Annotated in this window: 22 protein-coding genes; 6 read left to right on the forward strand and 16 right to left on the reverse strand. The window is 70.2% G+C overall.

Going from position 1 to position 20,967, the window contains the following annotated elements; translation table 11 throughout:
- Positions 1–2: 2 nt before the first annotated feature.
- Positions 3–1,625, reverse strand: a complete 1,623-nt coding sequence (gene nadB, locus MCHT01_RS20100; protein WP_067068083.1) for an L-aspartate oxidase — start codon at positions 1,623–1,625, stop codon at positions 3–5.
- Positions 1,626–1,797: 172 nt separating this feature from the next.
- Here nadB and MCHT01_RS26855 point away from each other — a divergent pair, with 172 nt between their 5' ends.
- Entirely contained in the window at positions 1,798–1,941 is a 144-nt protein-coding gene (locus tag MCHT01_RS26855; RefSeq protein WP_169806174.1) for a hypothetical protein, read from the forward strand.
- Here the strand turns inward: MCHT01_RS26855 and MCHT01_RS20105 are convergent.
- The 3 genes from MCHT01_RS20105 to MCHT01_RS20110 form a co-directional block, all read right to left on the reverse strand.
- Entirely contained in the window at positions 1,938–2,312 is a 375-nt protein-coding gene (locus MCHT01_RS20105; protein ID WP_067067865.1) for a response regulator, read from the reverse strand. The genes MCHT01_RS26855 and MCHT01_RS20105 overlap by 4 nt on opposite strands.
- 122 nt (positions 2,313–2,434) lie before the next feature.
- A complete protein-coding gene (locus MCHT01_RS26860; protein WP_169806169.1) occupies positions 2,435–2,605 on the reverse strand; it encodes a hypothetical protein in 171 nt (56 codons plus the stop codon).
- A gap of 195 nt (positions 2,606–2,800) precedes the next feature.
- On the reverse strand, positions 2,801–4,228 hold the full coding sequence (locus MCHT01_RS20110) for an aldehyde dehydrogenase family protein (protein ID WP_067067868.1): 1,428 nt from the start codon (positions 4,226–4,228) through the stop codon (positions 2,801–2,803).
- Positions 4,229–4,424: 196 nt separating this feature from the next.
- Between MCHT01_RS20110 and MCHT01_RS20115 the strand changes: the two genes are divergently transcribed.
- Positions 4,425–5,336, forward strand: coding sequence for a LysR family transcriptional regulator (locus MCHT01_RS20115; protein WP_067067870.1), 912 nt, complete (start codon positions 4,425–4,427; stop codon positions 5,334–5,336).
- Positions 5,337–5,452: 116 nt separating this feature from the next.
- Here the strand turns inward: MCHT01_RS20115 and paaZ are convergent, their stop codons facing one another.
- From paaZ to MCHT01_RS20170, 11 genes are all read right to left on the reverse strand, one after another.
- Positions 5,453–7,504 carry a phenylacetic acid degradation bifunctional protein PaaZ gene (gene paaZ, locus MCHT01_RS20120; RefSeq protein WP_067067872.1) on the reverse strand — a complete coding sequence of 684 codons (2,052 nt, stop codon included), beginning with the start codon at positions 7,502–7,504 and terminating at the stop codon, positions 5,453–5,455.
- A gap of 177 nt (positions 7,505–7,681) precedes the next feature.
- Positions 7,682–8,839, reverse strand: a complete 1,158-nt coding sequence (locus MCHT01_RS20125; protein ID WP_067067874.1) for an ABC transporter substrate-binding protein — start codon at positions 8,837–8,839, stop codon at positions 7,682–7,684.
- A 107-nt stretch (positions 8,840–8,946) separates the two neighbouring features.
- The gene (locus MCHT01_RS20130) at positions 8,947–9,609 is read right to left on the reverse strand and encodes a TetR/AcrR family transcriptional regulator (RefSeq protein ID WP_067067876.1); all 663 of its coding nucleotides are present in this window, start codon (positions 9,607–9,609) and stop codon (positions 8,947–8,949) included.
- Between the two features lie 22 nt (positions 9,610–9,631).
- Complete coding sequence (gene paaE / locus MCHT01_RS20135) at positions 9,632–10,711, reverse strand: 1,2-phenylacetyl-CoA epoxidase subunit PaaE (RefSeq protein ID WP_067067878.1); 1,080 nt, start codon at positions 10,709–10,711, stop codon at positions 9,632–9,634.
- A gap of 71 nt (positions 10,712–10,782) precedes the next feature.
- Positions 10,783–11,445, reverse strand: coding sequence for a 1,2-phenylacetyl-CoA epoxidase subunit PaaD (paaD, locus tag MCHT01_RS20140; RefSeq protein ID WP_084453099.1), 663 nt, complete (start codon positions 11,443–11,445; stop codon positions 10,783–10,785).
- 20 nt (positions 11,446–11,465) lie between these two features.
- A complete protein-coding gene (paaC, locus tag MCHT01_RS20145) occupies positions 11,466–12,239 on the reverse strand; it encodes a 1,2-phenylacetyl-CoA epoxidase subunit PaaC (protein ID WP_067067881.1) in 774 nt (257 codons plus the stop codon).
- Positions 12,240–12,249: 10 nt separating this feature from the next.
- Positions 12,250–12,555: a 1,2-phenylacetyl-CoA epoxidase subunit PaaB gene (paaB, locus tag MCHT01_RS20150; RefSeq protein WP_067067883.1), complete on the reverse strand. Its 306-nt coding sequence runs from the start codon at positions 12,553–12,555 to the stop codon at positions 12,250–12,252.
- Between the two features lie 105 nt (positions 12,556–12,660).
- The gene (gene paaA, locus MCHT01_RS20155) at positions 12,661–13,662 is read right to left on the reverse strand and encodes a 1,2-phenylacetyl-CoA epoxidase subunit PaaA (RefSeq protein WP_067067886.1); all 1,002 of its coding nucleotides are present in this window, start codon (positions 13,660–13,662) and stop codon (positions 12,661–12,663) included.
- Between the two features lie 98 nt (positions 13,663–13,760).
- On the reverse strand, positions 13,761–15,068 hold the full coding sequence (paaK, locus tag MCHT01_RS20160) for a phenylacetate--CoA ligase PaaK (RefSeq protein WP_067067887.1): 1,308 nt from the start codon (positions 15,066–15,068) through the stop codon (positions 13,761–13,763).
- 30 nt (positions 15,069–15,098) lie between these two features.
- The gene (paaI, locus tag MCHT01_RS20165) at positions 15,099–15,554 is read right to left on the reverse strand and encodes a hydroxyphenylacetyl-CoA thioesterase PaaI (protein WP_067067890.1); all 456 of its coding nucleotides are present in this window, start codon (positions 15,552–15,554) and stop codon (positions 15,099–15,101) included.
- Positions 15,554–16,420, reverse strand: coding sequence for an enoyl-CoA hydratase-related protein (locus MCHT01_RS20170; protein WP_067067892.1), 867 nt, complete (start codon positions 16,418–16,420; stop codon positions 15,554–15,556). Before MCHT01_RS20170 ends, paaI begins: the two co-directional genes overlap by 1 nt.
- A 254-nt stretch (positions 16,421–16,674) precedes the next feature.
- Here MCHT01_RS20170 and MCHT01_RS20175 point away from each other — a divergent pair, with 254 nt between their 5' ends.
- Positions 16,675–17,283 carry a phenylacetic acid degradation protein PaaY gene (locus MCHT01_RS20175; RefSeq protein ID WP_067067895.1) on the forward strand — a complete coding sequence of 203 codons (609 nt, stop codon included), beginning with the start codon at positions 16,675–16,677 and terminating at the stop codon, positions 17,281–17,283.
- 25 nt (positions 17,284–17,308) lie between these two features.
- Here the strand turns inward: MCHT01_RS20175 and MCHT01_RS20180 are convergent, their stop codons facing one another.
- The gene (locus MCHT01_RS20180; RefSeq protein ID WP_148661631.1) at positions 17,309–18,271 is read right to left on the reverse strand and encodes a carbohydrate kinase family protein; all 963 of its coding nucleotides are present in this window, start codon (positions 18,269–18,271) and stop codon (positions 17,309–17,311) included.
- 176 nt (positions 18,272–18,447) lie between these two features.
- Between MCHT01_RS20180 and moaA the strand changes: the two genes are divergently transcribed.
- From moaA to MCHT01_RS20195, 3 genes are read left to right on the forward strand one after another with little or no spacing between them, the layout of a single operon-like run.
- A complete protein-coding gene (gene moaA, locus MCHT01_RS20185) occupies positions 18,448–19,581 on the forward strand; it encodes a GTP 3',8-cyclase MoaA (RefSeq protein WP_067067897.1) in 1,134 nt (377 codons plus the stop codon).
- Complete coding sequence (gene mobA, locus MCHT01_RS20190) at positions 19,581–20,270, forward strand: molybdenum cofactor guanylyltransferase (protein ID WP_067067899.1); 690 nt, start codon at positions 19,581–19,583, stop codon at positions 20,268–20,270. Before moaA ends, mobA begins: the two co-directional genes overlap by 1 nt.
- A complete protein-coding gene (locus tag MCHT01_RS20195) occupies positions 20,233–20,928 on the forward strand; it encodes a GNAT family N-acetyltransferase (protein WP_067067902.1) in 696 nt (231 codons plus the stop codon). Before mobA ends, MCHT01_RS20195 begins: the two co-directional genes overlap by 38 nt.
- Positions 20,929–20,967 lie beyond the last annotated feature (39 nt).

Genomic DNA, 20,967 nt, shown 5'->3' on the forward strand with positions numbered 1-20,967 from the left:
GGTCAACGCGTCTCGCCGTTGCGCACCAGCACCGTCGGCAGGCTGGCCGGGAGCGTCCGCGGATAGTCGCGGCTGTAGTGCAGGCCCCGGCTCTCGTGCCGCAGCAGCGCGGAGCGCACGATCAGCTCGGCGCAGTCCACCAGATTGCGCAGCTCCAGCAGATCGCGGGAGACGCGGAAGTTGGCGTAGTAGTCGTCGATCTCGGCGCGCAGCAGGTCGATCCGATGCAGCGCGCGCTGCAGCCGCTTGGTCGTGCGCACGATGCCGACGTAGTTCCACATCAGCAGGCGCAGCTCGTCCCAGTTGTGGGCGATGACGACCTGCTCGTCCGCGTCCTCGACCTGGCTCTCGTCCCAGCCCGGCAGCGGCGCCGGTTCCTGCGGGGGCTGCGACAGGATGTCGGTGGCGCAGGTGCGGCCCAGCACCACGCATTCCAGCAGCGAGTTGCTGGCCAGGCGGTTCGCGCCGTGCAGGCCGGTGTAGGCGGTCTCGCCCACCGTGTAGAGGCCCGGGAGGTCGGCGCGGCCGTGCAGGTCCGAGACCACGCCGCCGCAGGTGAAGTGCACCGCCGGCACGACCGGGATGGGCTGGCGCGCGATGTCGATGCCCAGCGCCAGGCAGCGCGCGTGGATGGTCGGGAAGTGTTCCTTGAGGAAGGCCTCGCCCAGGTGCGTGGCGTCCAGCCACACATGGTCCAGGCCGTGCTTCTTCATCTCGAAGTCGATCGCGCGGGCGACCACGTCGCGCGGCGCGAGCTCCATGCGCTCGTCGTGCGCGGCCATGAAGCGCGTGCCGTCCGGCAGCTTCAGATGGCCGCCCTCGCCGCGCAGCGCCTCGGTGATGAGGAAGCTGCGTTCCTGCGGGTGGTACAGGCAGGTCGGGTGGAACTGGATGAACTCCATGTTGGCGATGCGGCAGCCCGCGCGCCAGGCCATGGCGATGCCGTCGCCGGTGGAGGTGTCCGGATTGGTCGTGTAGCGGTAGACCTTGCCGGCGCCGCCGGTGGCCATCACGACGGCGCGCGCGGCGATGGTCTCGACGCGGCCGGCGTCCATGTCCAGCGCGTAGATGCCATAGCAGCGCGACTGCTCGTGGCGCTGCACGTGGCGGGAGGTGATCAGGTCCAGCGCCATCCAGCGCTCGCGCAGCTCGATGTTGGGGTGGGCCTTGGCCTTGGCCAGCAGCGCGTCGTGGATGGCCTTGCCGGTGGCGTCGGCGGCGTGGGCGATGCGGCGCACCGCATGGCCGCCCTCGCGCGTCAGGTGCAGGCCCAGCGGGCCCTGCTCGTCGGGCGTGAAGGGCACGCCCTGCTCGACCAGCCAGCCCACCGCGTCGGCGCTGCGCTCGGCGATGAAGCGGGCGGTGATCTCGTCGACCAGTCCGGCGCCGGCGTCCTGCGTGTCGCGGACATGGCTGTCGATGCTGTCGTCAGAGCCGAGCACGCCGACGATGCCGCCCTGGGCCCAGGCCGTGGCGGCCTCATGGAGCTCGCGCTTGGCGAGCACGATGACCGGCGCCTGTTCGGCGAGGTGCAGGGCCACGGTCAATCCGGCCAGGCCGGCACCCACGATCACGACCGGCGCCCCGGAAGAAGGGCTCGAAGCGGTCCGAACAGCAGCTGTCATCGTCATCGCCCGGTCATCGGGGCGTCATCGCTTGGGAGCAGCGATTCTAAGGACCGCCGTGGGTCGTCCGGTTTCAGCGGGGTTTCGCGGGGACGGACACCGCAAACTCGGGCCATTGAAGACAGCAGACCTCGCGGCAACGATGCACACGGGCCCACGACGACCTTCCCGCATGCATCGCGATCTCATCCTCACCACCTTCCTCGCGACGATCGTCCTCGCGTCGATGAACGTCGGGGAGCCTCGTCTCTTCATGCTCGGCGGCATCGTGGCGCTCGCCGTGCTGCGATGGGTGCTGGATCGCTGGAAGGACTAGTTTGATGGGCCAGCGGCCGCCAGGGCCTTCAGGTCCGCGATCAGCTGTCCCTGTTCATGCGCCTTGTCGTAGAACCCATCGGCGCCGTGACGCTCGCACAGCGCGCGGTAGAAGTCGGGATCGCGGCTGCTGAGCACGAACAGCTTGCCGGTGTAGCCCTCCTGCCGCGCGCGGCTCAGCACATGCATGCCGGAGCCGCCCTGCAGGTTGAGATCGACCAGCACCACGTCCGGCTGGAGCGTCGCGATCGCGGCGACCGCGTCGTCCTCGCGGTCCGCATAGCCGACGACGGTCACGAAGCCGACCTCGTCGAACAGCCGCAGGAACTGCTGGCGAATGAACTCCGAATCCTCGACGAGCAAGACCCGCATGCCCTCCCCTCCGCTCCTGGACCGGACTCCGCCGGCGACAGGCCATTCTGGCGCGCCCGCCATTCACCCACGGACGCCATGGGCGTCGCATTGGCAACGGGTCGTATCCGGGCGTGCGAACCTCAGAGCAGCACGGCAGCCACGACCGTGCAGACGCCGCCCAGCCCGGCGGCCGACGCGAGGAAAGTGACGTCGCGGCGCTCGCTGTCACCCTTCCAGGCCATCAGGGCCACGGCGGCCAATGTCGCGGTGAACAGGAGCCCGGCAATCACCGGCGTGCTGAGCGCTTCCACGGTCGTTCCTCGATCCGATTGACGAAAGGCCGCAGTGTGGGCGCCGCGCCGCGCCCGCTCAAGGTCGAAGTTCGGACCCGGCCGTTCGGCTTTGCCGATGACCCGATCCGATGGCCCGATCATCCGATTGCTGGTCCGTTCGTTGGCTCGTTGGCTCGGCGATTCGGCGATTCGGCGGCTCGGTCGCCCTGCAGCTCAGCCGCGCGTGATGGTCTTCGGTTCGAGGAAGGCCTCGAGGCCGGCCACGCCGAACTCGCGGCCCACGCCCGACTGCTTGACGCCGCCAAACGGCGCCAGCAGGTCCGGCGCGACTCGGTTGATCAGCACCGTGCCCGCCTGCAGCCGCGCGGCGACGCGGCCCGCGTGGAAGCTGTCGGTCGAGAACACGTAGGCGTGCAGGCCGTAGGGCGAGTCGTTGGCGATCGCGATCGCGTCCTCCTCCGAGTCCACCGGGATGATGGACAGCACCGGGCCGAAGATCTCCTCGCGCGCGATGTCCATGTCGTTGCGCACGTCGGCGAACACCGTCGGCCGCACGAACCAGCCCCGGGCCAGCCCCTCGGGTCGGCCCTCGCCGCCGGCGATCAGCGTCGCCCCCTGCTCGAGGCCGCGCCGGATGAAGTGCTGGATGCGGTCGTACTGCGCGCGACTGACCATCGGGCCGACCATCGTCGCCGGGTCCGCCGGATCACCGACCTTCAGCGCCGCGACGGCCGCCCTCACCCGCTCGATCACCTCGTCCATCCGCGCGCGCGGCACCAGCAGGCGCGTGCCGGCGACGCAGGCCTGGCCGCTGTTCATGAAGGCCGTGCCGATGGCCAGCGGGATCGCGGACGCCAGGTCCGCGTCGTCCAGCACCAGCGAGGCCGACTTGCCCGTCAGCGCCAGGCTGACCCGCTTCATCGTGTCCACCGCCGCGCGCGCGATCAGCTTGCCGGTCGGCGTCGAGCCGGTGAACGACAGCTTGACCACGTCCGGGTGGGTGCCGATCTCCGCGCCCGCGTCGATGCCGCGGCCGGTCACCACGTTGACCACGCCCGGCGGCAGGTCGGCCTGGTGCAGCGCGCGCGTGAAGACCTCGGCCTGCAGCGGGCTCAGCTCGCTGGGCTTGACGACGCTGGCGCAGCCGGCGGCGATGGCCGCGGCCAGCTTGCTGGCCATGGTGCCGGCGGTCGCGTTCCAGGGCGCGTAGAGCCCGCTCACCCCGACCGGCTCCATCACCAGCGTGGACACACCGTCCAGCCCGGCCGGCCGCTCGAAGGCATAGGTCGGCAGCAGCCGGGCCGCGTCGCCGAAGCACTGCGACGCGAAGTTGGCCACCCACTGCGAGCGCGCCACCGGGCCGCCGTACTCCTGGATGGTCGCGTCGCGGATCTCGTCGGCATGCGCCAGCATCGCCATCTGCAGCCGTTCCAGCAGCGCGATCCGCTCGGCCTTGGTGGCCCGAGCGAAGGCCGGCTGGGCCTGCTTCGCCGCCGCGATGGCGCGCCGCGCGTCCTCGCCGTTGGCCAGCCGCGCGCGGCCGATGACGGCCTCGGTGACGGGGCTGACGATGTCGACGACCTCGTCCCCGACGGTGGGGACGAAACGGCCGCCGATGTAGCTCTGGTCGACATTCCACATGATTCGCTTCCTTCTCGGAGGGAGGACGAGGGGGAACCCGCGGCCCGGGCGGGCCGCGATCCCTCGCCCGATGTCGCCAATGTAGGAAGCCGGGGCCTTCGCGATAAGCCATACGAAGGTAGATGGGTCGTCCCGGAAATCGAAACGCTAGGATGGCGTCCATGCCGATCCACGAAACAGAGCGACGAGGCCCGCCATGCAGAAGGACAGCCTGACCGAGTTCGAGGTGGTGCTCGCCGTCGCGCGGCGCCAAGGCTTCCGGCCGGCCGCCGTGGAGCTGGAGATGTCCACCTCCGCCGTCAGCAACGCCGTCGCCGGGCTGGAGGCGCGCCTGGGCGTGCGGCTGTTCCATCGCACCACCCGCAGCGTCTCGCTCACCGAGGCCGGCCGCGCCTTCGTCGACCGCATCCGGCCCGCGGTGACGCAGATCCAGGAGGCGGTGGCCGCCGCGGGCGATCGCGCTGGGCCGCCCGGCGGGACGCTGCGCCTGAACAGCTCGCTGGGCGCGGCGCTGATGGTGTTCCAGCCGGTGCTCGCGGAGTTCCTGCGGCGCCATCCCGGCGTGACGCTCGACGTCGTGACGGAGGGCCGCATGGTGGACATCGTCGCCGAGGGCTTCGACGCCGGGCTGCGGCTGGCCACGCAAGTGCCGCGCGACATGATCCGCGTGCAGATCGGCCAGCCGCTTCGCATAGTGGTCGTCGGCACGCCCGATTACTTCGAACGGCACGGCACGCCCGCGAAGCCGGCGGATCTGGTCCGCCACGCCTGCCTGCGCGCCCGCATGCCCAGCGGCTTGCCCTCGCCCTGGGACTTCCTGAAGTCCCGGCGCGCCAGGACCGCCGCCATCACGACGATCGACGTGCCGGGACCGATGGTGCTGGATTCGGCGCTGATGATGCGGGCCGCCGCGCGCGAGGGGCTGGGGCTGGCGCAGGTCGCCGAGTGGTATGTCGCCGAGGATCTGGCCAGCGGCCGCCTGCGACGCGTGCTGGACGACTGGGCGCCGCCGATGCCGGCGCTGTGCCTGTACTACTCCGGCCACCGGCACATTCCGCAGGCGCTGCGCGCGCTGATCGACCTCATCCACGAGCGCAACGGCCGCTGAGCGCGGCGCCTCCCGACGCCGTGCCCGGGCCTGTCCATCCACGGCGCCCGGCGGCATGGGAAGCGCCGGCACCGCGCTTGGCGCTTGGCGCTCGGTGCTCGGTCGCCGCTCCCCGGTCAGGCGGTCTTCTTCGCGACCAGCGTCAGGATGTCGTAGCTCGCGACGAGCTCACCGCGCTGGTTGGTGACCTGCACGTCCCAGGCGACCACGCCCTGCGGCGGCTGGTCCGGGCGATTGCCGCGGTCGATGCGGCGCTTGCAGGTCAGGCGCGCCTGGATGGTGTCGCCGATCGCCACCGGGTTGACGAAGCGCAGCGTGTCCAGCCCGTAGTTGGCCAGCACCGGTCCCGGCGCCGGCGACACGAACAGCCCCGCCGCCGCCGACAGCACGAAGTAGCCATGCGCGATGCGCTGCCCGAATTGCGTCTCCTTGGCGGCCACCTCGTCGAAGTGCATGTAGAAGAAGTCGCCGCTGATGCCGCCGAAGTTGACGATGTCCGCCTCCGACACCGTGCGGCGGTGCGTCAGCAGCGAGTCGCCGACCTGGACTTCCTCGAAGTACTTGCGGAACGGATGGATCGCGTCCTCGGTGACCTTGCCGCCGCGCACGTACTCGCCGGTGATGGCCGTCATCATGGTCGGCGAGGCCTGCACCGCGCAGCGCTGCAGGTAATGCCGCACCGCGCGGATGCCGCCGAGCTCCTCGCCGCCGCCCGCGCGGCCCGGGCCGCCGTGTTTGAGCATCGGCAGCGGCGATCCGTGGCCCGTCGATTCGCCGGCCGCGTCGCGGTCCAGCACCAGCAGCCGGCCGTGGAAGGCCGCCGCGTGATAGACGGCCTGCGCCGCCAGCGCCGGGGTCTTGGTGATCACCGAGCCCACCAGGCTGCCGCGGCCCTTGGCCGCGAGCGCCAGCGCCTCGTCGAAGTCGCCGTAGCTCATCAGGGTGGACACCGGGCCGAAGGCCTCGACGTTGTGCACCGCCTCGTTGCGCATCGCGTCGCGGCACAGCAGCAGCGTCGGCGGGAAGAAGGCGCCGTCGCCGACGCCCTCCCCGATCGGCGCGAAGCCGTCGCGCTCGCCGTAGACGATCTCGTTGCCCTGGGCCAGCAGCGCCAGGCGCTCGGCCACGTCGGCCTGCTGCGCCTTCGACGCCAACGCGCCCATGCGCACGCCCTCCACGGACGGATCGCCGATCTTGATCTTGGCCAGGCGCTCGCGCAGCGCCGCGGCCACCGCGTCGATCTGCGCCGCCGGCACGATGGCGCGGCGGATGGCCGTGCACTTCTGGCCGGCCTTGGCGCTCATCTCGCGCAGCACTTCCTTGACGAAGAGGTCGAACTCCGGATCTCCGGGTTGGACATCCGGCGCCAGGATCGAGCAATTCAGGCTGTCCGCCTCGGCGTTGAACGGGACCGAGCGGCGGATCAGGTTCGGATTCACGCGCAGCTGGGCGGCCGTGTCGGCCGAGCCGGTGAAGGTGACGATGTCCGTCTCCTCCAGCCGGTCCAGCAGGTCGCCCGAGCCGCCGACGATCAGCTGCAGCGCGCCGGCCGGCAGCAGGCCGGACTGCTCGATCAGGCGCACGCAGGCCTCGGCGACATAGCTGGTCGCGGTGGCCGGCTTGACGATGCAGGGCATGCCAGCGACGAAGCTGGGCGCGAATTTCTCCAGCATCCCCCACATCGGGAAGTTGAAGGCATTGATGTGCACGGCGACGCCGCGCTTGGGCACCAGCACGTGGGTGCCCATGAACTGGCCCGCCTTGCCCAGCGCCTGCGCGGGGCCCTCGTGGACGAGGTTGCTGGAGGGGAGCTCACGGCGGCTCATGGACGCATAGGCGAAGAGCGTGCCGATGCCGCCTTCGATGTCGATCCAGGAATCGGGCCGCGTCGCGCCGGTGTGGGCGGAGATCGCGTAGAGCGCTTCCTTGCGCTCCATCAGGTAGGCGGCGAGCGCCTTCAGGATGGCGGCGCGCTGCTGGAAGTCCAGCGCGAGCAGCGCGGGCAGCGCCTGATGGCGCGCGAAGTGCAGGCTCTCGCCGAAGTCGATCTCCTCGGCATGGGTCTGCGCCACCAGCCGGCCGTTGACGGCGCTGTGCAGGCCGCGCGCGGCGGTCGAGCCGATCCAGCGACCGGCGATCAGGCTTTGAAGAATGGGGGTGGCGCTCATGAACAGCTTTCTACAGGGGCCGCGCTCCGCTCAACAGCGTCAAGCGCAGGGTGGATTTCGCGTACGAGCGGCGTCGCGAGCGGGTCGAGGTTGGGCCTGAGGCGCGGAGCCGTACTCCCGTACGGCGAGCACCGCAGGCTCAAGATCGGCCCGCGCAGTAGCCGAGCGTGCGCGAAATCAGGGTTGGAACTTCCAGGTACCGCCTTCGATCTTCACCATGACGCGAGCGCGCTGGTCCAGACCCAGGTGGTCGTTCGGCGACATCGTGAACACGCCGTGCGCGCCGGGCAGCTCCTTCACGCCCTCGAGCGCATCGCGCAGCGCCGCGCGGAACTGCGGCGTGCCGGGCTGGCCCTTCTTGAGCGCGTTCGGGATCGCCGCCTGCAGCAGCAGGCCCGCGTCCCAGGCGTGGCCGCCGAAGGTCGACACGCTGCCCTTGCCATAGGCCTTCTCGTACTCGGTCACATAGGCCTTGGCGCTCTTCTTGGCCGGGTGGTCGGCCGGCAGCTGATCGACGACCAGCACCGGTCCCGAGGGCAGGAAGGTGCCCTCGACATCCTTGCCGCCGACGCGCAGGAAGTCGTTGTTGGCCACGCCGTGGGTCTGGTAGTACTTGCCGGCGTAACCGCGCTCCTTGAGCGTCTTCTGCGGCAGCGCCGCCGGCGTGCCGCTCCCGCCGACCAGGACCGCGTCGGGCTTGGCCGCGAGGATCTTCAGCACCTGGCCGGTCACCGAGGTGTCGGTGCGGTTGTAGCGCTCGTTGGCGACGATGCTCAGGCCCTTGCTGGCGGCGACCTTGTTGAACTCGCCGTACCAGCCCTCGCCGTAGGCGTCGGCGAAGCCGATGTAGGCCACCGTCTTCACGCCCTGCGCCTGCATGTGGCTGGCGATGGCCAGGGCCATCATGATGTCGTTCTGCGGCGTCTTGAAGACCCACTTCTTCTTCGCGTCCATGGGCTCGACGATGCGCGCCGAGGCCGCCATCGAGATCATCGGCACCTGCGCCTCGGCCACCGCGTCGATCATCGCCAGCGAGTTGGGCGTGACGGTCGATCCGACGACCACGTCGACCTTGTGCTCGGTGATCAGCTTGCGGGTGTTGGCCACCGCGGTCGTGGTGTCGGACGCGTCGTCCAGCACGATGTAGTTGACCTTCTGGCCCGCGATGGTCTTGGGCATCAGCGCGAAGGTGTTCTTCTCCGGAATGCCCAGCGACGCGGCCGGACCCGTGGCCGAGACCGTCACGCCGACGTTGATGTCGGCCCAGGCGCTGCCGCCCACGCCCATCAGCGCGGCGCCGGCCACCGCCAGCAGGGTCTTCTCGATGCGTTTCATGTCGTCTCCTTGGGAATATGTTTTCAGGAACGCAGATTCAAACGAGGTACTACTCCAGCGACTTCATACATCCCGATCGCCGCAGGCGATGCTCCCTCGCGAAGCCTTCACGAGACTTGCGGCGAGGCCTGGCCGAGACTGTCGCGCTCGTGACGCGAGGCCAGGTCGGTGAGCTCGGTGCGCACCGCGCCGAGCCCGCCGAAGAACAGGTCCGCCACCATCGGCGCCACCGCGTCGTAGGTCAGCGCGCCGTCCGGCCGCAGCCAGGTGAAGGTCCAGTTGATCATGCCGAACAGCAGCATGGTCAAGGGTTTGTGCAGATGCGCGCCGCGCAGCTCCGGCCGCACGGCGGCCACGGCGTCGGCGAAACGGCCCACCACCTGGCGCTCGACCGCGACCATGCGCTCGCGGTGCGCGTCGTCCAGGAACTTCAGGTCCTCGGTCAGGACGCGGTGCTCGTTCTGCGCCTCGCCATAGGCCTGCACGAAGCGGTGGATCAGCGCGCGCAGGTGCGGCTCCGGCGCCAGGGCCTGGGCCGTCACCTCGTCCACCAGGTCGACCAGGTGCTGCAGATGGTTCTGGCAGATCTGCGCGAGCAGCTCGTGCTTGTCGCGGACGTAGTGGTACAGCGTGGGCTTGCTCACCTCGCAGGCCTCGGCGACCTGGTTCATCGAGGTCGCGGGGAAACCCTGGTTGGCGAACAGGCGCGCGGCCTGGGCGAGGATCTCCTCGCGGGTGGCATCGAATCCGGCAGCTCTACCTCTGGCCATGGGACGGTCTTTTCCTTGTGCGTCAGCGTTCGTCGAACGAGATCACGACACGCGGGGTCAGGGCATGCGCCTGACAGCTGAGGATGAATCCGGCCGCGACCTCGTGCTTCTCGAGGGCGAAATTCTTATCCATCCTGACCTCGCCGTCGATCAACTTGCAGCGGCAGGTGGAGCACACCCCCGACTTGCACGAGAACGGGACGTCCATGCCGGCCCGCGCCGCGGCGTCCAGCAGGCTGGGATCGCTCTTGCGGAACTCGATCTCGCGCGACACGCCGTCGCGGATCACCACCACCCTGGCGGCCTCGGCGTCGTCCGCGTGCACCTCGTGCGGCGCCGGGCGGCCGGTCTGCATCTCGGGCGTGCCGAAGCGCTCGATGTGGATGCGCTCCTCGGGCACGCCGGCCTCGCGCAGCGCGGCCTCGGCCTGCTCGTTCATCTCGAAGGGGCCGCAGACGAAGACCTGATCGATCGTCCCCGCCGGCACCGGACCCGCCAGGAAGCCGGCCAGCTTCTCACGGTCCAGCCGGCCCGCCATCAGCGGCGAGTCCACGTGCTCCCGCGAGAACACGTGATGCAGCGTCAGCCGCGTCATGTAGCGGTTCTTCAGGTCCTCGAGCTCTTCCTTGAACATGGTCGAGGCCGGGCGGCGGTTCCCGTAGATCAACGTGAAGCGGCTGCCGGGTTCGCGCGCCAGCACCGTCTTCATGATGGACAGGATGGGCGTGATGCCCGAGCCCGCGGCGATGCCGACGTAATGCCGCGCCGTCGCCGGATCCACCGGCACGTGGAAGCGGCCCTGCGGCGGGAAGACCTGGATCTCGTCGCCGGCCTTCAGGCTGCCGTGCACCCAGCTGGAGAAGGCCCCGCCATCGACCTTGCGCACGCCCACGCGCAGCTCGCCGTCGTCGATGCCCGCGCAGATGGAGTAGGAGCGGCGCAGGTCCTGGCCGTCGACGTCGCCGCGCAGGGTCAGGTATTGCCCCTGCGTGAAGCGGAAGGTGTCGCGCAGCGCTTCAGGCACGTCGAAGCAGAGCACGACGGCATCGTCGGTGTCCTGATGCTTGGCGCTGACGCGCAGCGGATGAAAGTGCAGGCTCATGGCGTGACTCGGAATGCGGTGGATCGGTGATCGGTGGGATCGTGCGGCGCCTGTCGACGGGGAGCGACGCCTCAGATCGGCTTGAAGTGTTCGAAGGGCTCGCGACAGGCGAGGCAGCGGTACAGCGCCTTGCAGGCCGTCGATCCGAAGGCCGAGAGCTGCTCGGTGTGCGTGCTGCCGCAGCGCGGGCAAACGATGGCGGCGCCCGCGTGCCGGCGAATGATGCGGATGCTCGCGGTCTGGCCTTCGCTGCCCTGGCCGCCCTCGCCCAGATGCGCGGGCGGCGCGATGCCGTAGCGCCGCAGCTTCTCGCGGCCCTCGTCGGTGATCCAGTCGGTGGTCCAGGCGGGGGCGCGCCGCATCGTGATCGTCACCGTGCCGAAGCGCGCCAGCGCCTCGCGCACGTTCTGCTCGATGGCCTCGGTGGCCGGGCAGCCGGAGTAAGTCGGCGTCAGCACGACCTCGACGCCGTCGGCCGTCTCGACCAGATCGCGCACGATGCCCAGCTCCACCAGCGACACCGCCGGCACCTCGGGATCGAGCACCTGCGACAGCACCTCCCAGGCGGCGGACAAGCGCCCGCAGCCCAGGTCGCTCGCGCCGTCGCCCGCCGCGGGGCCGACGCGCGTCGACGACCTCTGCGGCGTGAGCGGCGTCAGCGGCGTCAAGGACGCCAGCGCATCCTGCAGCGACGGCGGCAATGACGACGGCGACGATGAGGACGAGGAAGCCATGCTCATGCCCGATCCTGAATTCACCACACGCCGCCGGGATAGGCGCGCTGCAGCGACTGCATGGTCGCGAGCATGTGGCCCATGTGCTCGCTGTGGATGCCGTGGCGGCCGGCGTAGACATGCGGCGTGTCCTTCGGACGCGCCAATCGCGCCTCGGCCAGCACCTCGTCCATCGCCGCGTCCCACTCGGGCTTGAGCGAGGCCCAGGTCGGGCCCAGGCCGCTGGTGTCGGCGGCGATGTCCACGTCGTCGGCCGCGAAGAGCTCGTTCACGTAGGGCCACAGCTGCGTCAGCGCGGCCTGCATGCGGCGGGTGGACTCCTCGCTGCCGTCGCCCAGGCGCACGACCCATTCGGCCGCGTGCTGCAGGTGATAGCGGACTTCCTTGACCGCCTTCGCCGCGATCGCGGCGACCTCGGCGTCCGACGAGTGCTGCAGCCGCGTCCACAGCGGCAGCAGCCAGCAGGCCGCGACCAGGTTGCGCGCCTGGGTGAAGGCGAAGTCGCCGCGCGGCAGCTCCATCAGCACCGGGTTCAGGTAGTGGCGCTCCTCGCGAAGGAAGGCGAGCTGGTCCTCGTCGAGCGGCTGCTCGTTGAGCTGGCCGGCACGCGTCAGCAGCGCGCGGGCCTGGCCCAGCAGGTCCAGCGCGATGTTGCCCAGCGCCAGGTCCTCCTCGAGGATGGGCGAGTGGCCGCACCACTCGGACAGCCGGTGCGACAGCACCAGGCAGGCGTCGCCCAGGCGCAGCAGGTAGTGGACGTCGGCGCGTGCGCCGGGTTGGATGGAAGCGGTCATCGTCCGGTCCTCACATGTGGTCCAGCGACGGGGGCAGGTCGTAGAAGGTCGGGTGGCGGTACACCTTGTCCTCCATGGGATCGAAGTAGCTGGACTTCTCGCCCGGGTCCGAGGCGACGATGGCCGAGGACGGCACGACCCAGATGCTCACGCCCTCCTGGCGGCGAGTGTAGACATCGCGCGCCATCTGCAGCGCCATCTTGGCGTCGGGCGCGTGCAGGCTGCCGCAGTGCTTGTGGTCCAGGCCCGCCTTGTTGCGGACGAAGACTTCCCACAGGGGCCATTCATTGGCGCCGGTTTGCTGGTTGATGCTCATGATGAGGGGCTCGGAAATTCGTTGGAGTCGCGGAAGGCGCTGAACGCGGAGAACGCGATGGATACGGGGACCTGAGGAATCCGGGTCGACGCTCGACCGATCCGCTCAGGCGGCCTGCGCCGCGGTGGCGCGCTTGCGGGCATGGGCGAGCGCGGCCTCGCGCACCCACTCGCCCTCGTCCCAGGCCTTGACGCGCGCGGCCAGGCGCTCGGTGTTGCAGGGGCCGTTGCCGCCGACGACGCGCCAGAACTCGTTCCAGTCGATCGCGCCGAAGTCGTAGTGGTCGCGCTCGGCATTCCACTGGAGCGCGGCATCGGGCAGCGTCACGCCCAGCAGCTCGGCCTGCGGCACCGTGGCGTCGACGAACTTCTGACGCAGCTCGTCGTTGGTCAGCCGCTTGATGCCCCAGCGCATGGACTGCTCCGAATTCGGCGAATCCTTGTCCGCCGGTCCGAACATCATCAGCGACGGCCACCACCAGCGGTTCACCGCGTCCTGGACCATGGCCTTCTGCGCGTCGGTGCCCTCGCGCATCATGACCAGCAGGCTCTCGTAGCCCTGGCGCTGATGGAAGGATTCCTCGCGGCAGATGCGGATCATCGCGCGGGCATACGGGCCGTAGGAGCAGCGGCACAGCGGCACCTGGTTCATGATGGCCGCCCCGTCCACCAGCCAGCCGATCACGCCGATGTCGGCCCAGGTCAGCGTCGGGTAGTTGAAGATGGAGCTGTACTTGGCCTTGCCGGTGTGCAGCGCGTCCAGCATCTGGTCGCGGCTGGTGCCCAGGGTCTCGGCGGCGGAGTAGAGGTAGAGCCCGTGCCCGCCCTCGTCCTGCACCTTGGCCAGCAGGATGGCCTTGCGCTTGAGCGTGGGGGCGCGCGTGATCCAGTTGCCTTCGGGCAGCATGCCGACGATCTCGGAATGCGCGTGCTGGCTGATCTGCCGCACCAGCGTCTTGCGGTAGTGCTCGGGCATCCAGTCCTTGGCCTCGATGAAGTCGCCCTCGGCGACGCGGGCCTCGAAGGCCTCCTCGCGCTGCTGCTCCTCGGCGGTCTGCAGCTTGGCGGCCTGGTCCTGGGGACCGATGCTCATCGCTTGCGTGTACATGGATGCTCCTTGCTTGCTCATGCCCGCCGATGCGGCGCGGCGGCTTGCCGCGGACCCGGCGGCGTCCTCGTGGGAGCGCCGCCCGACCCGCCGACGGGTTACTTGCTCTTGGGACGGTTGTCGACGACGCGCCGGGCTTTCCCGACCAGGGTCCGCTCGATCGAATCCGGTGCGCCGACGGTGACCTTGGTCGACACGCCGATCAGCGTCTTGATGCGGTGCTGCAGCGACTTGGACGCCGTGCCCGCGTCGCCGCCGGAGGCCGACAGCTCGCAGCGCACCTCGACCTCGTCGAGATGACCGCTGCGGTTGACGACGATCTGGTACTGGCCCGACAGCCCGGGCTCGGCGAGCACCAGTTCCTCGATCTGCGTCGGGAACAGGTTGACCCCGCGGATGATCAGCATGTCGTCGCTGCGGCCCACGATCTTGCCCATGCGGCGCATGCTGCGCGCCGTCGGCGGCAGCAGCCGCGTCAGGTCCCGCGTGCGATAGCGGATCACCGGCAGCGCCTGCTTGCTCAGCGAGGTGAAGACGAGCTCGCCTTCCGAGCCCTCGGGCAGGACCTCGCCGGTCTCGGGGTCGATGATCTCGGGATAGAAGTGGTCCTCCCAGATCACCGGACCGTCCTTGGTCTCGATGCACTCGCTGGCCACCCCCGGCCCCATCACCTCGGACAGGCCGTAGATGTCGACCGCGTCGATGCCGGCCTTCTGCTCGATCTCGCGCCGCATGGCCTCGGTCCAGGGCTCGGCGCCGAAGACGCCAGTCTTGAGCGAGGACGCCCGCGGGTCCAGGCCCTGGCGCACGAATTCCTCGATCAGCACCTGCATGTAGCTGGGCGTGACCATGATCAGGTCGGGCTTGAAGTCCTGGATCAGCTGGACCTGCTTCTCGGTCTGGCCGCCGGACATGGGGATGACGGTGCAGCCCAGGCGCTCGGCGCCGTAATGCGCGCCCAGACCGCCGGTGAACAGGCCGTAGCCGTAGGCCACGTGCACGATGTCGCCGCGGCGCGCGCCCGCGGCGCGCAGCGAGCGCGCCACCAGATCCGCCCAGGTGTCGATGTCCTGCTGCGTGTAGCCGACCACGGTCGGCTTGCCGGTCGTGCCCGAGGACGCGTGGATGCGGGAGACCTGCTCGCGCGGCACGGCGAAGAGGCCGAAGGGATAGTTGTCGCGCAGGACCTGCTTGGTCGTGAACGGGAACAGGCGCAGGTCGCTCAGGTCCTTGAGGTCGGAGGGATGCACGCCCTTGGCGTCGAACGCGGCCTTGTAATGCGGCACGTTCTCGTAGGCGTGTTGCAGCGACCAGCGCAGGCGCTGCAGTTGCAGCGCGCGGAGTTCGTCCTGGCTGGCGCGCTCGATGGGCTCGAGGTCGTCGGGCTGGAAGGTCTTCACCGTCATGGGGCTTGTCTCCTGGTCCTTCCGAGGCGCTCAGCGCGCGGGCGCCAGGTCCGGCACCACGGGCTTGCCCTTGATGCGATAGGACTTGCCCCGGAAGACCGCGATCAGTTCGTCGCGTTGATTGGTGATGCGGATGTCGTAGACGCCGGTGCGGCCGGACAGCGAGATCTCGCTGGCGCGCGCCGTCAGCACGTCACCGGCTCGGGAGGGCGCGACGATGTCGATCGCGAAGCCCGAGGCCACCGTCATCTCGTTGTGCGAGTTGCAGGCGAAGGCGAAACAGGAATCGGCCAGCGTGGTCACGAAGCCGCCGTGGCAGATGTCGAAGCCGTTGAGCATGTCCTCGCGCACCGTCATCGACAGCGTCGCGCTGCCCGGGGCGATCGCGTCGATGCGCATGCCCAGGCCTTTCGACGCGCGGTCGTTGGCGAACATGACGTCGCGCACCGCCTCGGCGACGCGCTGGGGATCGAGGGGCGCGCTCATCAGCGGTCCTTGAAGACGGGGGGGCGCTTGCTCAGGAAGGCCGCCGCGCCCTCGAGGTAGTCGTGCGCGTAGCCGAGCTGGCTCTGCATCCGGGCCTCGAGCTTGAGGGCGTCCTCGAATTCCAGGTCCATCGAGGCGTCCAGCGCCTGCCGCGTCTGCACCAGCGCGCGGGTCGGCATCTTCGACAGCTTCTGCGCGACGACCATGGCCTCGGACATCAAGTCCGCATCGGCCACGCAGCGCGCGATCAGGCCCCATTGCTGGGCTTGCTCGGCGGGGAGCTTGTCGCCCAGCAGCGCGAGCTGCAGGGCCCGCGCCCGGCCCACGAGCCGCGTCAGCAGCCAGGTGCCGCCGCAGTCGGGGACCAGGCCGATCTTGGAGAAGGCCTGGATGAACGATGCCGATTGCCCGGCCAGCACCAGGTCGCAGCCCAGCGCGAAATTGGCGCCGGCGCCCGCGGCCACGCCGTTGACGGCGCAGATCGTCGGCACCGGCATGCTGCGCAGGCGCAGCGCGAGCGGGATGTAGTAATGGTCGAGCAGGTTGCCGATGTCCTTGGCCTTGGGCTTGCGGTGGACGTCGACCTCGCCTGTGTGCTCGTCGAATTCGGGTTTGATGTGGGGATCGGACAGATCCTGGCCGGCGCAGAAGGCGCGGCCGGAACCGGTGATGAGCACCGCCCGCACGTTCGCGTCGGTGGCGGCCTCGTCCAGCGCGATCCGGAGCTGGCTCAGCAGTCCGGTGGTGAACGCGTTCAGCGCCTGCGGCCGGTTCAGCGTCAGGACGCGAACCGCGCCTTCGGTGCTGATCAGCAGCGGGGCCTCGTCGGCGCCGCCAGCGGCGGCGGGCGTGTGGGCAGTGCTCATTCGGCTTGTCTCCTCGGCCTGAGGGGGATTCAGCTTTTTCAGCTTTTGTTGATCGGCTTCTATTTACCGACCGGTCGGTAGATACTACGAGTCATTCGCTCGCACGACAAGGTCGATGACCTAGGGTTACCACCAAGATTCACGTCATTGACCCGCGAAGCCGCCAACAATCGCCCGGGGATCCGAGCCCGTTCGGGGACGGAACCAGGAACGAATAGGCGATTCCCGCCGAGGAATCCAGACAAGGAGACTGCATGCCCTGCTACGCCATCGACGGCTTGTCCCCGGTCGTCCATCCCAGCGCCTACGTGCATCCGACGGCGGTGCTGATCGGGGACGTGATCGTCGGACCGGGCTGCTACGTCGGTCCCGTGGCCGCGCTGCGCGGCGACTTCGGCCGCATCCGATTGATGGAAGGCGTGAACGTGCAGGACACCTGCGTGATCCACGGCTTCCCGGACTCGGACACGGTGGTCGAGACCAACGGCCACATCGGCCACGGCGCGGTGCTGCACGGCTGCGTGGTGCGGCACGACGCGCTGGTGGGCATGAACGCGGTGGTGATGGACGAGGCCGAGGTCGGCGCGTACAGCATCGTCGCGGCCTGCGCCTTCGTGCGCGCCGGGCTGAAGCTGCCGGAGAAATCGCTGGTGGCGGGGCTGCCGGCCAAGGTCGTGCGGCCGCTGACCGAGGACGAGATCCGCTGGAAGCGCGCCGGCACCGAGACCTACCAGGACCTGGCGCTGCGCTGCAAGGCGAGCATGGTGGAGGTCTCCCCGCTGAGCGAAGAGGAGCCGGACCGGCGCCGCCTCGCCGTCGGCGGTCCAAGAACGCTGGTGGCGACCCGGCGCGACGAGGGCTGAGCGGAGGCGCGCGCCGGGACGGCGCTCAGGCCAGTTCCGCCCGCTTGATCTCCACGCGATCGACCAGCGCGCTCACCAGGCCGGCCGTCAACCCGTGCACGCTGGTGCCCGAGCACGCCGCCGCGCCGGCCGCGACGGCCCAGCGCAGGTGCTCCTCGGCGTCGTGCTGCGGGCCGTTCATGAGGCTGTAGAGCAGCCCGGCCATCGACGCGTCGCCCGCCCCGATGGTGTCGCCGACGGTCTCCAGCCGCGGTGGCGCGGCGCTGAGGTCGCCCTTGGGGTGGAAGAGCTGCGCCCCGCGCTCGCCCAGCGTCAGCATCACGATCGCGCGGGGGTTCCAGGCGGCGATCTGGGCCAGGCCCAGGTGATGGTCGCGGCTGCGGAAGAGCCCGCGCAGGTCCTCGTCGGAGACCTTGATCACGTCGGCCATGCGGCACATGCGCTCGAGCGTGCGGTCGTAGCGCGAGTCCATGGTGATGCGGTAGTTGGGGTCGTAGCTGATCTTGACGCCCTCGTCCTTGAGCGACTCGGCCAGCGCGATCAGCCGCGCGGCCAGCGGCTCGCGGGTCAGGCTGATCGAGCCGAAATGGGCCCAGCGCAGCGCGCGCCGCCAGCCGGCGGGCAGCGCGTGCGGGCGGAAGTGCAGGTCGGCGCTGTCGTCGCCGACGAAGGCGTACTCGGGCGGATCGACCTGGTGGACGTAGGCGATCAGCGGGGACTTGGCGAACTGCTGGATGAAGCGCAGGTCCAGGCAGGCGTCGGCGCTGGCCTGCCACAGGTCCTGGCCGAACGGGTCCTTGCTCAGCCCGCCCGCGAAGGCGCTGAGCTGCCCCAGGCGCGACATCGCGATGGCGACGTTCCAGGGCGATCCGCCACTGCGGCTGCGCCAGTCGTCGGGACCGACGCGGATCATGTCGGTGAGGGCCTCGCCGAAGGAGACGAAGCTGGCCAGGTCCGCATGGACCACGGTCGTGGGGGTCAAGCTCATGGAGCGTGATTCGACTCCCAAGGACGCCGTACGGCAAGTGGAAGGTCCTACAGGGTGACGATCGACCGGCCCGGCGGTGAACAAGCGCACAGTGCGGGCCTTCCCGCGGGAGCACAGTCGCGCGCGAAAGCGCCCGGACGGGCAGGGACGCGCGCGCGGCGGCACAATCCCACCCCATGACCGATGGAGTGATCCCGCTGCTCGACCTGCGCCAGTCGGGGCGAGCGCTGACCGTGCCCCAGCCCCTGCCGCCCGCCCGCCCGGGCCCCTGGCTGGACGCGCGCGGCCGGCCGCTGCGCGATCTGCGCATCTCCGTCACCGACCGCTGCAACTTCCGCTGCAGCTACTGCATGCCGAAGGACGTCTTCGACAAGCATTACCCCTTCCTCCCCCGCAACGAGGTCCTCAGCCTGGAGGAGATCGCCCGCGTCGCGCGCATCTTCGCGGGCCTGGGCGTGCAGAAGCTGCGCCTGACCGGCGGGGAGCCGCTGCTGCGGCGCAACCTGGAATCGCTGATCGCCCAGCTCTCGGAGATCCGCACGCCCGAGGGCCTGCTGCTGGACCTCACCCTGACGACCAACGGCTCGCTGCTGGCGCGCAAGGCGCAGGCGCTCAAGGACGCCGGCCTGCAGCGCATCACCGTCAGCCTGGACGCGCTGGACGACGCGATCTTCCGCCGCATGAACGACGTCGACTTCCCGGTCGCGGACGTGCTCGAGGGCATCGCCCGGGCGCAGGCCGTGGGGCTGGCGCCGGTCAAGGTCAACATGGTGGTCAAGCGCGGCACCAACGACGACCAGATCCTGCCGATGGCGCGCCACTTCCGCGGCACCGGCGTGACGCTACGCTTCATCGAGTACATGGACGTCGGCATGAGCAACGGCTGGCGCATGGACGAGGTGCTGCCCTCCTCCGAGGTCCTGGCCCGCCTGCGCGAGGACGCCGACCTGATCCCGCTGGCCCCGACCGCGGAGGGCGAGACCGCCACGCGCTGGGGCTATGCCGACGGCAGCGGCGAGATCGGGCTGATCTCCAGCGTCACGCAGGCTTTCTGCGGCGACTGCAACCGGGCGCGGCTCTCGACCGAGGGCCAGCTCTACACCTGCCTGTTCGCCGGCGCCGGTCACGACCTGCGCGGGCTGCTGCGCGGGGACGCCCTCGGCGAGCCCCGCACCGACGACGAGATCGCCGCCGCGCTGGGCACGATGTGGACGCGGCGCGGCGACCGCTACTCCGAGCTGCGGGCCTCGATGCCCGCCGCCGAGGCCGGCTCGGCCCGGCGCGTCGAGATGCACTACATCGGCGGCTGATGCGCGACCCGCGCGACGCCACCACCGCGCTCATCCTTTGCGGAGGCCGCGCCACCCGCATGGGCGGCGTGGACAAGCCGCTGCAGGCCTTCCTCGGTCGGCCGCTGGTCGAGCATGTGATCGAGCGCGTCGCGCCACAGACGGACGGGCGGGTGCTGATCAGCGCCAACCGGCACCGGGACGCCTACGAGCGCTTCGGGCATCCGGTCCTGGCCGACACGCTGCCCGACTTTCCGGGGCCGCTCGCCGGGATGCTGGCCGGGCTGGAGGCGCTCGCGCGGACCGAGCCCGAGGGCTGGCTGCTCTGCGTCAGCGGCGACAGCCCGTGGCTGCCGGCGGACTTGCTGACGCGGCTCGTCGAGGGATTGAGTCCTGTCACGCTCCCACCCTCTCCCCTGCCCTCTCCCGCCCCGCGGGAGAGGGAGTTGGACTCCGCGATGGCGCTCGGTCGTGAGGGGCCGGGGCTGCCGCTGCGCAGTCAGCCGCTGGCGAGCCTGATCCACGTGCGCCATCGCGATACGCTTGCGGCCGCGCTGCACGCCGGTGAGCGGCGCGTCGAGGCCTGGCTGCGGACGCTGCCCCTGGCGCTCGTCGCCTTCGACCGGCCTCAGGACGAGAGAGCCTTCGCCAACATCAACGACAGGAGCGAGCTTGAGCAACTCGAACGACTCCCGCCCGGGGACCGCTGAGGCGGCGCCTCCGCCCGCCGATGCCGCCAGCACGACTGGCGCTGTCCGCACCACCGGCGCCAGCAGGGCGACAGGCGCCGCTGGTGCCGCTGATGCCGCTGGTGCCGCTGGTGCCGCGAGCGTCGCGGACCTGCCGCTGATCCGCCTTCGCCTGCTGACCGAGCCGGACCTCGTCGCCTACAAGGCGCTGCGCGACGCGATGCTGGCCGGGCATGAGGAGGCCTTCACCTCCGACGCGAGCACCGAGCGCGCCCGCGAGGCGACCAGCTACCGCGCGCGACTGCATCCGCAGGCGGGCGGCAAGTCCCTGTTCACGCTGGGCGCCTGGATCGGCGACCAGTTGGTGGGTGCGCTCACCGTCGAGCACGAGAACCGCGTCAAGGTCCGCCATGTCGCGCACCTGATCGGGATGATGGTCGACGACGCCCACGCCGGCCGCGGCATCGGCGGCCTGCTGCTGCGCCAGGCGCTGGAGATGCTGCGCCGCGAGCCGCTGCTGGAGACGCTCACGCTCAGCGTCACCGCCGGCAACGAGCCGGCGATCGCGCTCTACCGACGCGCCGGCTTCACCCGCTACGGCCACCTGCCGCGCGCGATCCGCCTGTCCGACGGCCGCTATTACGCCAAGGACCTGATGAGCCTCGATCTGAGGCCCTGATCCGCCGCCTCCCTTCCGTGGCCGAGTCCTTCGGTGTCC

This window comes from Mitsuaria chitosanitabida ATCC BAA-476 = NBRC 102408 (assembly GCF_001598255.1).
GTDB classification, from domain to species: domain Bacteria; phylum Pseudomonadota; class Gammaproteobacteria; order Burkholderiales; family Burkholderiaceae_C; genus Roseateles; species Roseateles chitosanitabidus.

Bases quoted from the DNA above. Each gene is read 5' to 3' on its own strand.
- nadB (WP_067068083.1), bottom strand. From the start codon at position 1,625: ATGACAGCTGCTGTTCGGACCGCTTCGAGCCCTTCTTCCGGGGCGCCG.
- MCHT01_RS26855 (WP_169806174.1), top strand. From the start codon at position 1,798: ATGCATCGCGATCTCATCCTCACCACCTTCCTCGCGACGATCGTCCTC.
- MCHT01_RS20105 (WP_067067865.1), bottom strand. From the start codon at position 2,312: ATGCGGGTCTTGCTCGTCGAGGATTCGGAGTTCATTCGCCAGCAGTTC.
- MCHT01_RS20110 (WP_067067868.1), bottom strand. From the start codon at position 4,228: ATGTGGAATGTCGACCAGAGCTACATCGGCGGCCGTTTCGTCCCCACC.
- MCHT01_RS20115 (WP_067067870.1), top strand. From the start codon at position 4,425: ATGCAGAAGGACAGCCTGACCGAGTTCGAGGTGGTGCTCGCCGTCGCG.
- paaZ (WP_067067872.1), bottom strand. From the start codon at position 7,504: ATGAGCGCCACCCCCATTCTTCAAAGCCTGATCGCCGGTCGCTGGATC.
- MCHT01_RS20125 (WP_067067874.1), bottom strand. From the start codon at position 8,839: ATGAAACGCATCGAGAAGACCCTGCTGGCGGTGGCCGGCGCCGCGCTG.
- MCHT01_RS20130 (WP_067067876.1), bottom strand. From the start codon at position 9,609: ATGGCCAGAGGTAGAGCTGCCGGATTCGATGCCACCCGCGAGGAGATC.
- paaE (WP_067067878.1), bottom strand. From the start codon at position 10,711: ATGAGCCTGCACTTTCATCCGCTGCGCGTCAGCGCCAAGCATCAGGAC.
- paaD (WP_084453099.1), bottom strand. From the start codon at position 11,445: ATGGCTTCCTCGTCCTCATCGTCGCCGTCGTCATTGCCGCCGTCGCTG.
- paaC (WP_067067881.1), bottom strand. From the start codon at position 12,239: ATGACCGCTTCCATCCAACCCGGCGCACGCGCCGACGTCCACTACCTG.
- paaB (WP_067067883.1), bottom strand. From the start codon at position 12,555: ATGAGCATCAACCAGCAAACCGGCGCCAATGAATGGCCCCTGTGGGAA.
- paaA (WP_067067886.1), bottom strand. From the start codon at position 13,662: ATGTACACGCAAGCGATGAGCATCGGTCCCCAGGACCAGGCCGCCAAG.
- paaK (WP_067067887.1), bottom strand. From the start codon at position 15,068: ATGACGGTGAAGACCTTCCAGCCCGACGACCTCGAGCCCATCGAGCGC.
- paaI (WP_067067890.1), bottom strand. From the start codon at position 15,554: ATGAGCGCGCCCCTCGATCCCCAGCGCGTCGCCGAGGCGGTGCGCGAC.
- MCHT01_RS20170 (WP_067067892.1), bottom strand. From the start codon at position 16,420: ATGAGCACTGCCCACACGCCCGCCGCCGCTGGCGGCGCCGACGAGGCC.
- MCHT01_RS20175 (WP_067067895.1), top strand. From the start codon at position 16,675: ATGCCCTGCTACGCCATCGACGGCTTGTCCCCGGTCGTCCATCCCAGC.
- MCHT01_RS20180 (WP_148661631.1), bottom strand. From the start codon at position 18,271: ATGAGCTTGACCCCCACGACCGTGGTCCATGCGGACCTGGCCAGCTTC.
- moaA (WP_067067897.1), top strand. From the start codon at position 18,448: ATGACCGATGGAGTGATCCCGCTGCTCGACCTGCGCCAGTCGGGGCGA.
- mobA (WP_067067899.1), top strand. From the start codon at position 19,581: ATGCGCGACCCGCGCGACGCCACCACCGCGCTCATCCTTTGCGGAGGC.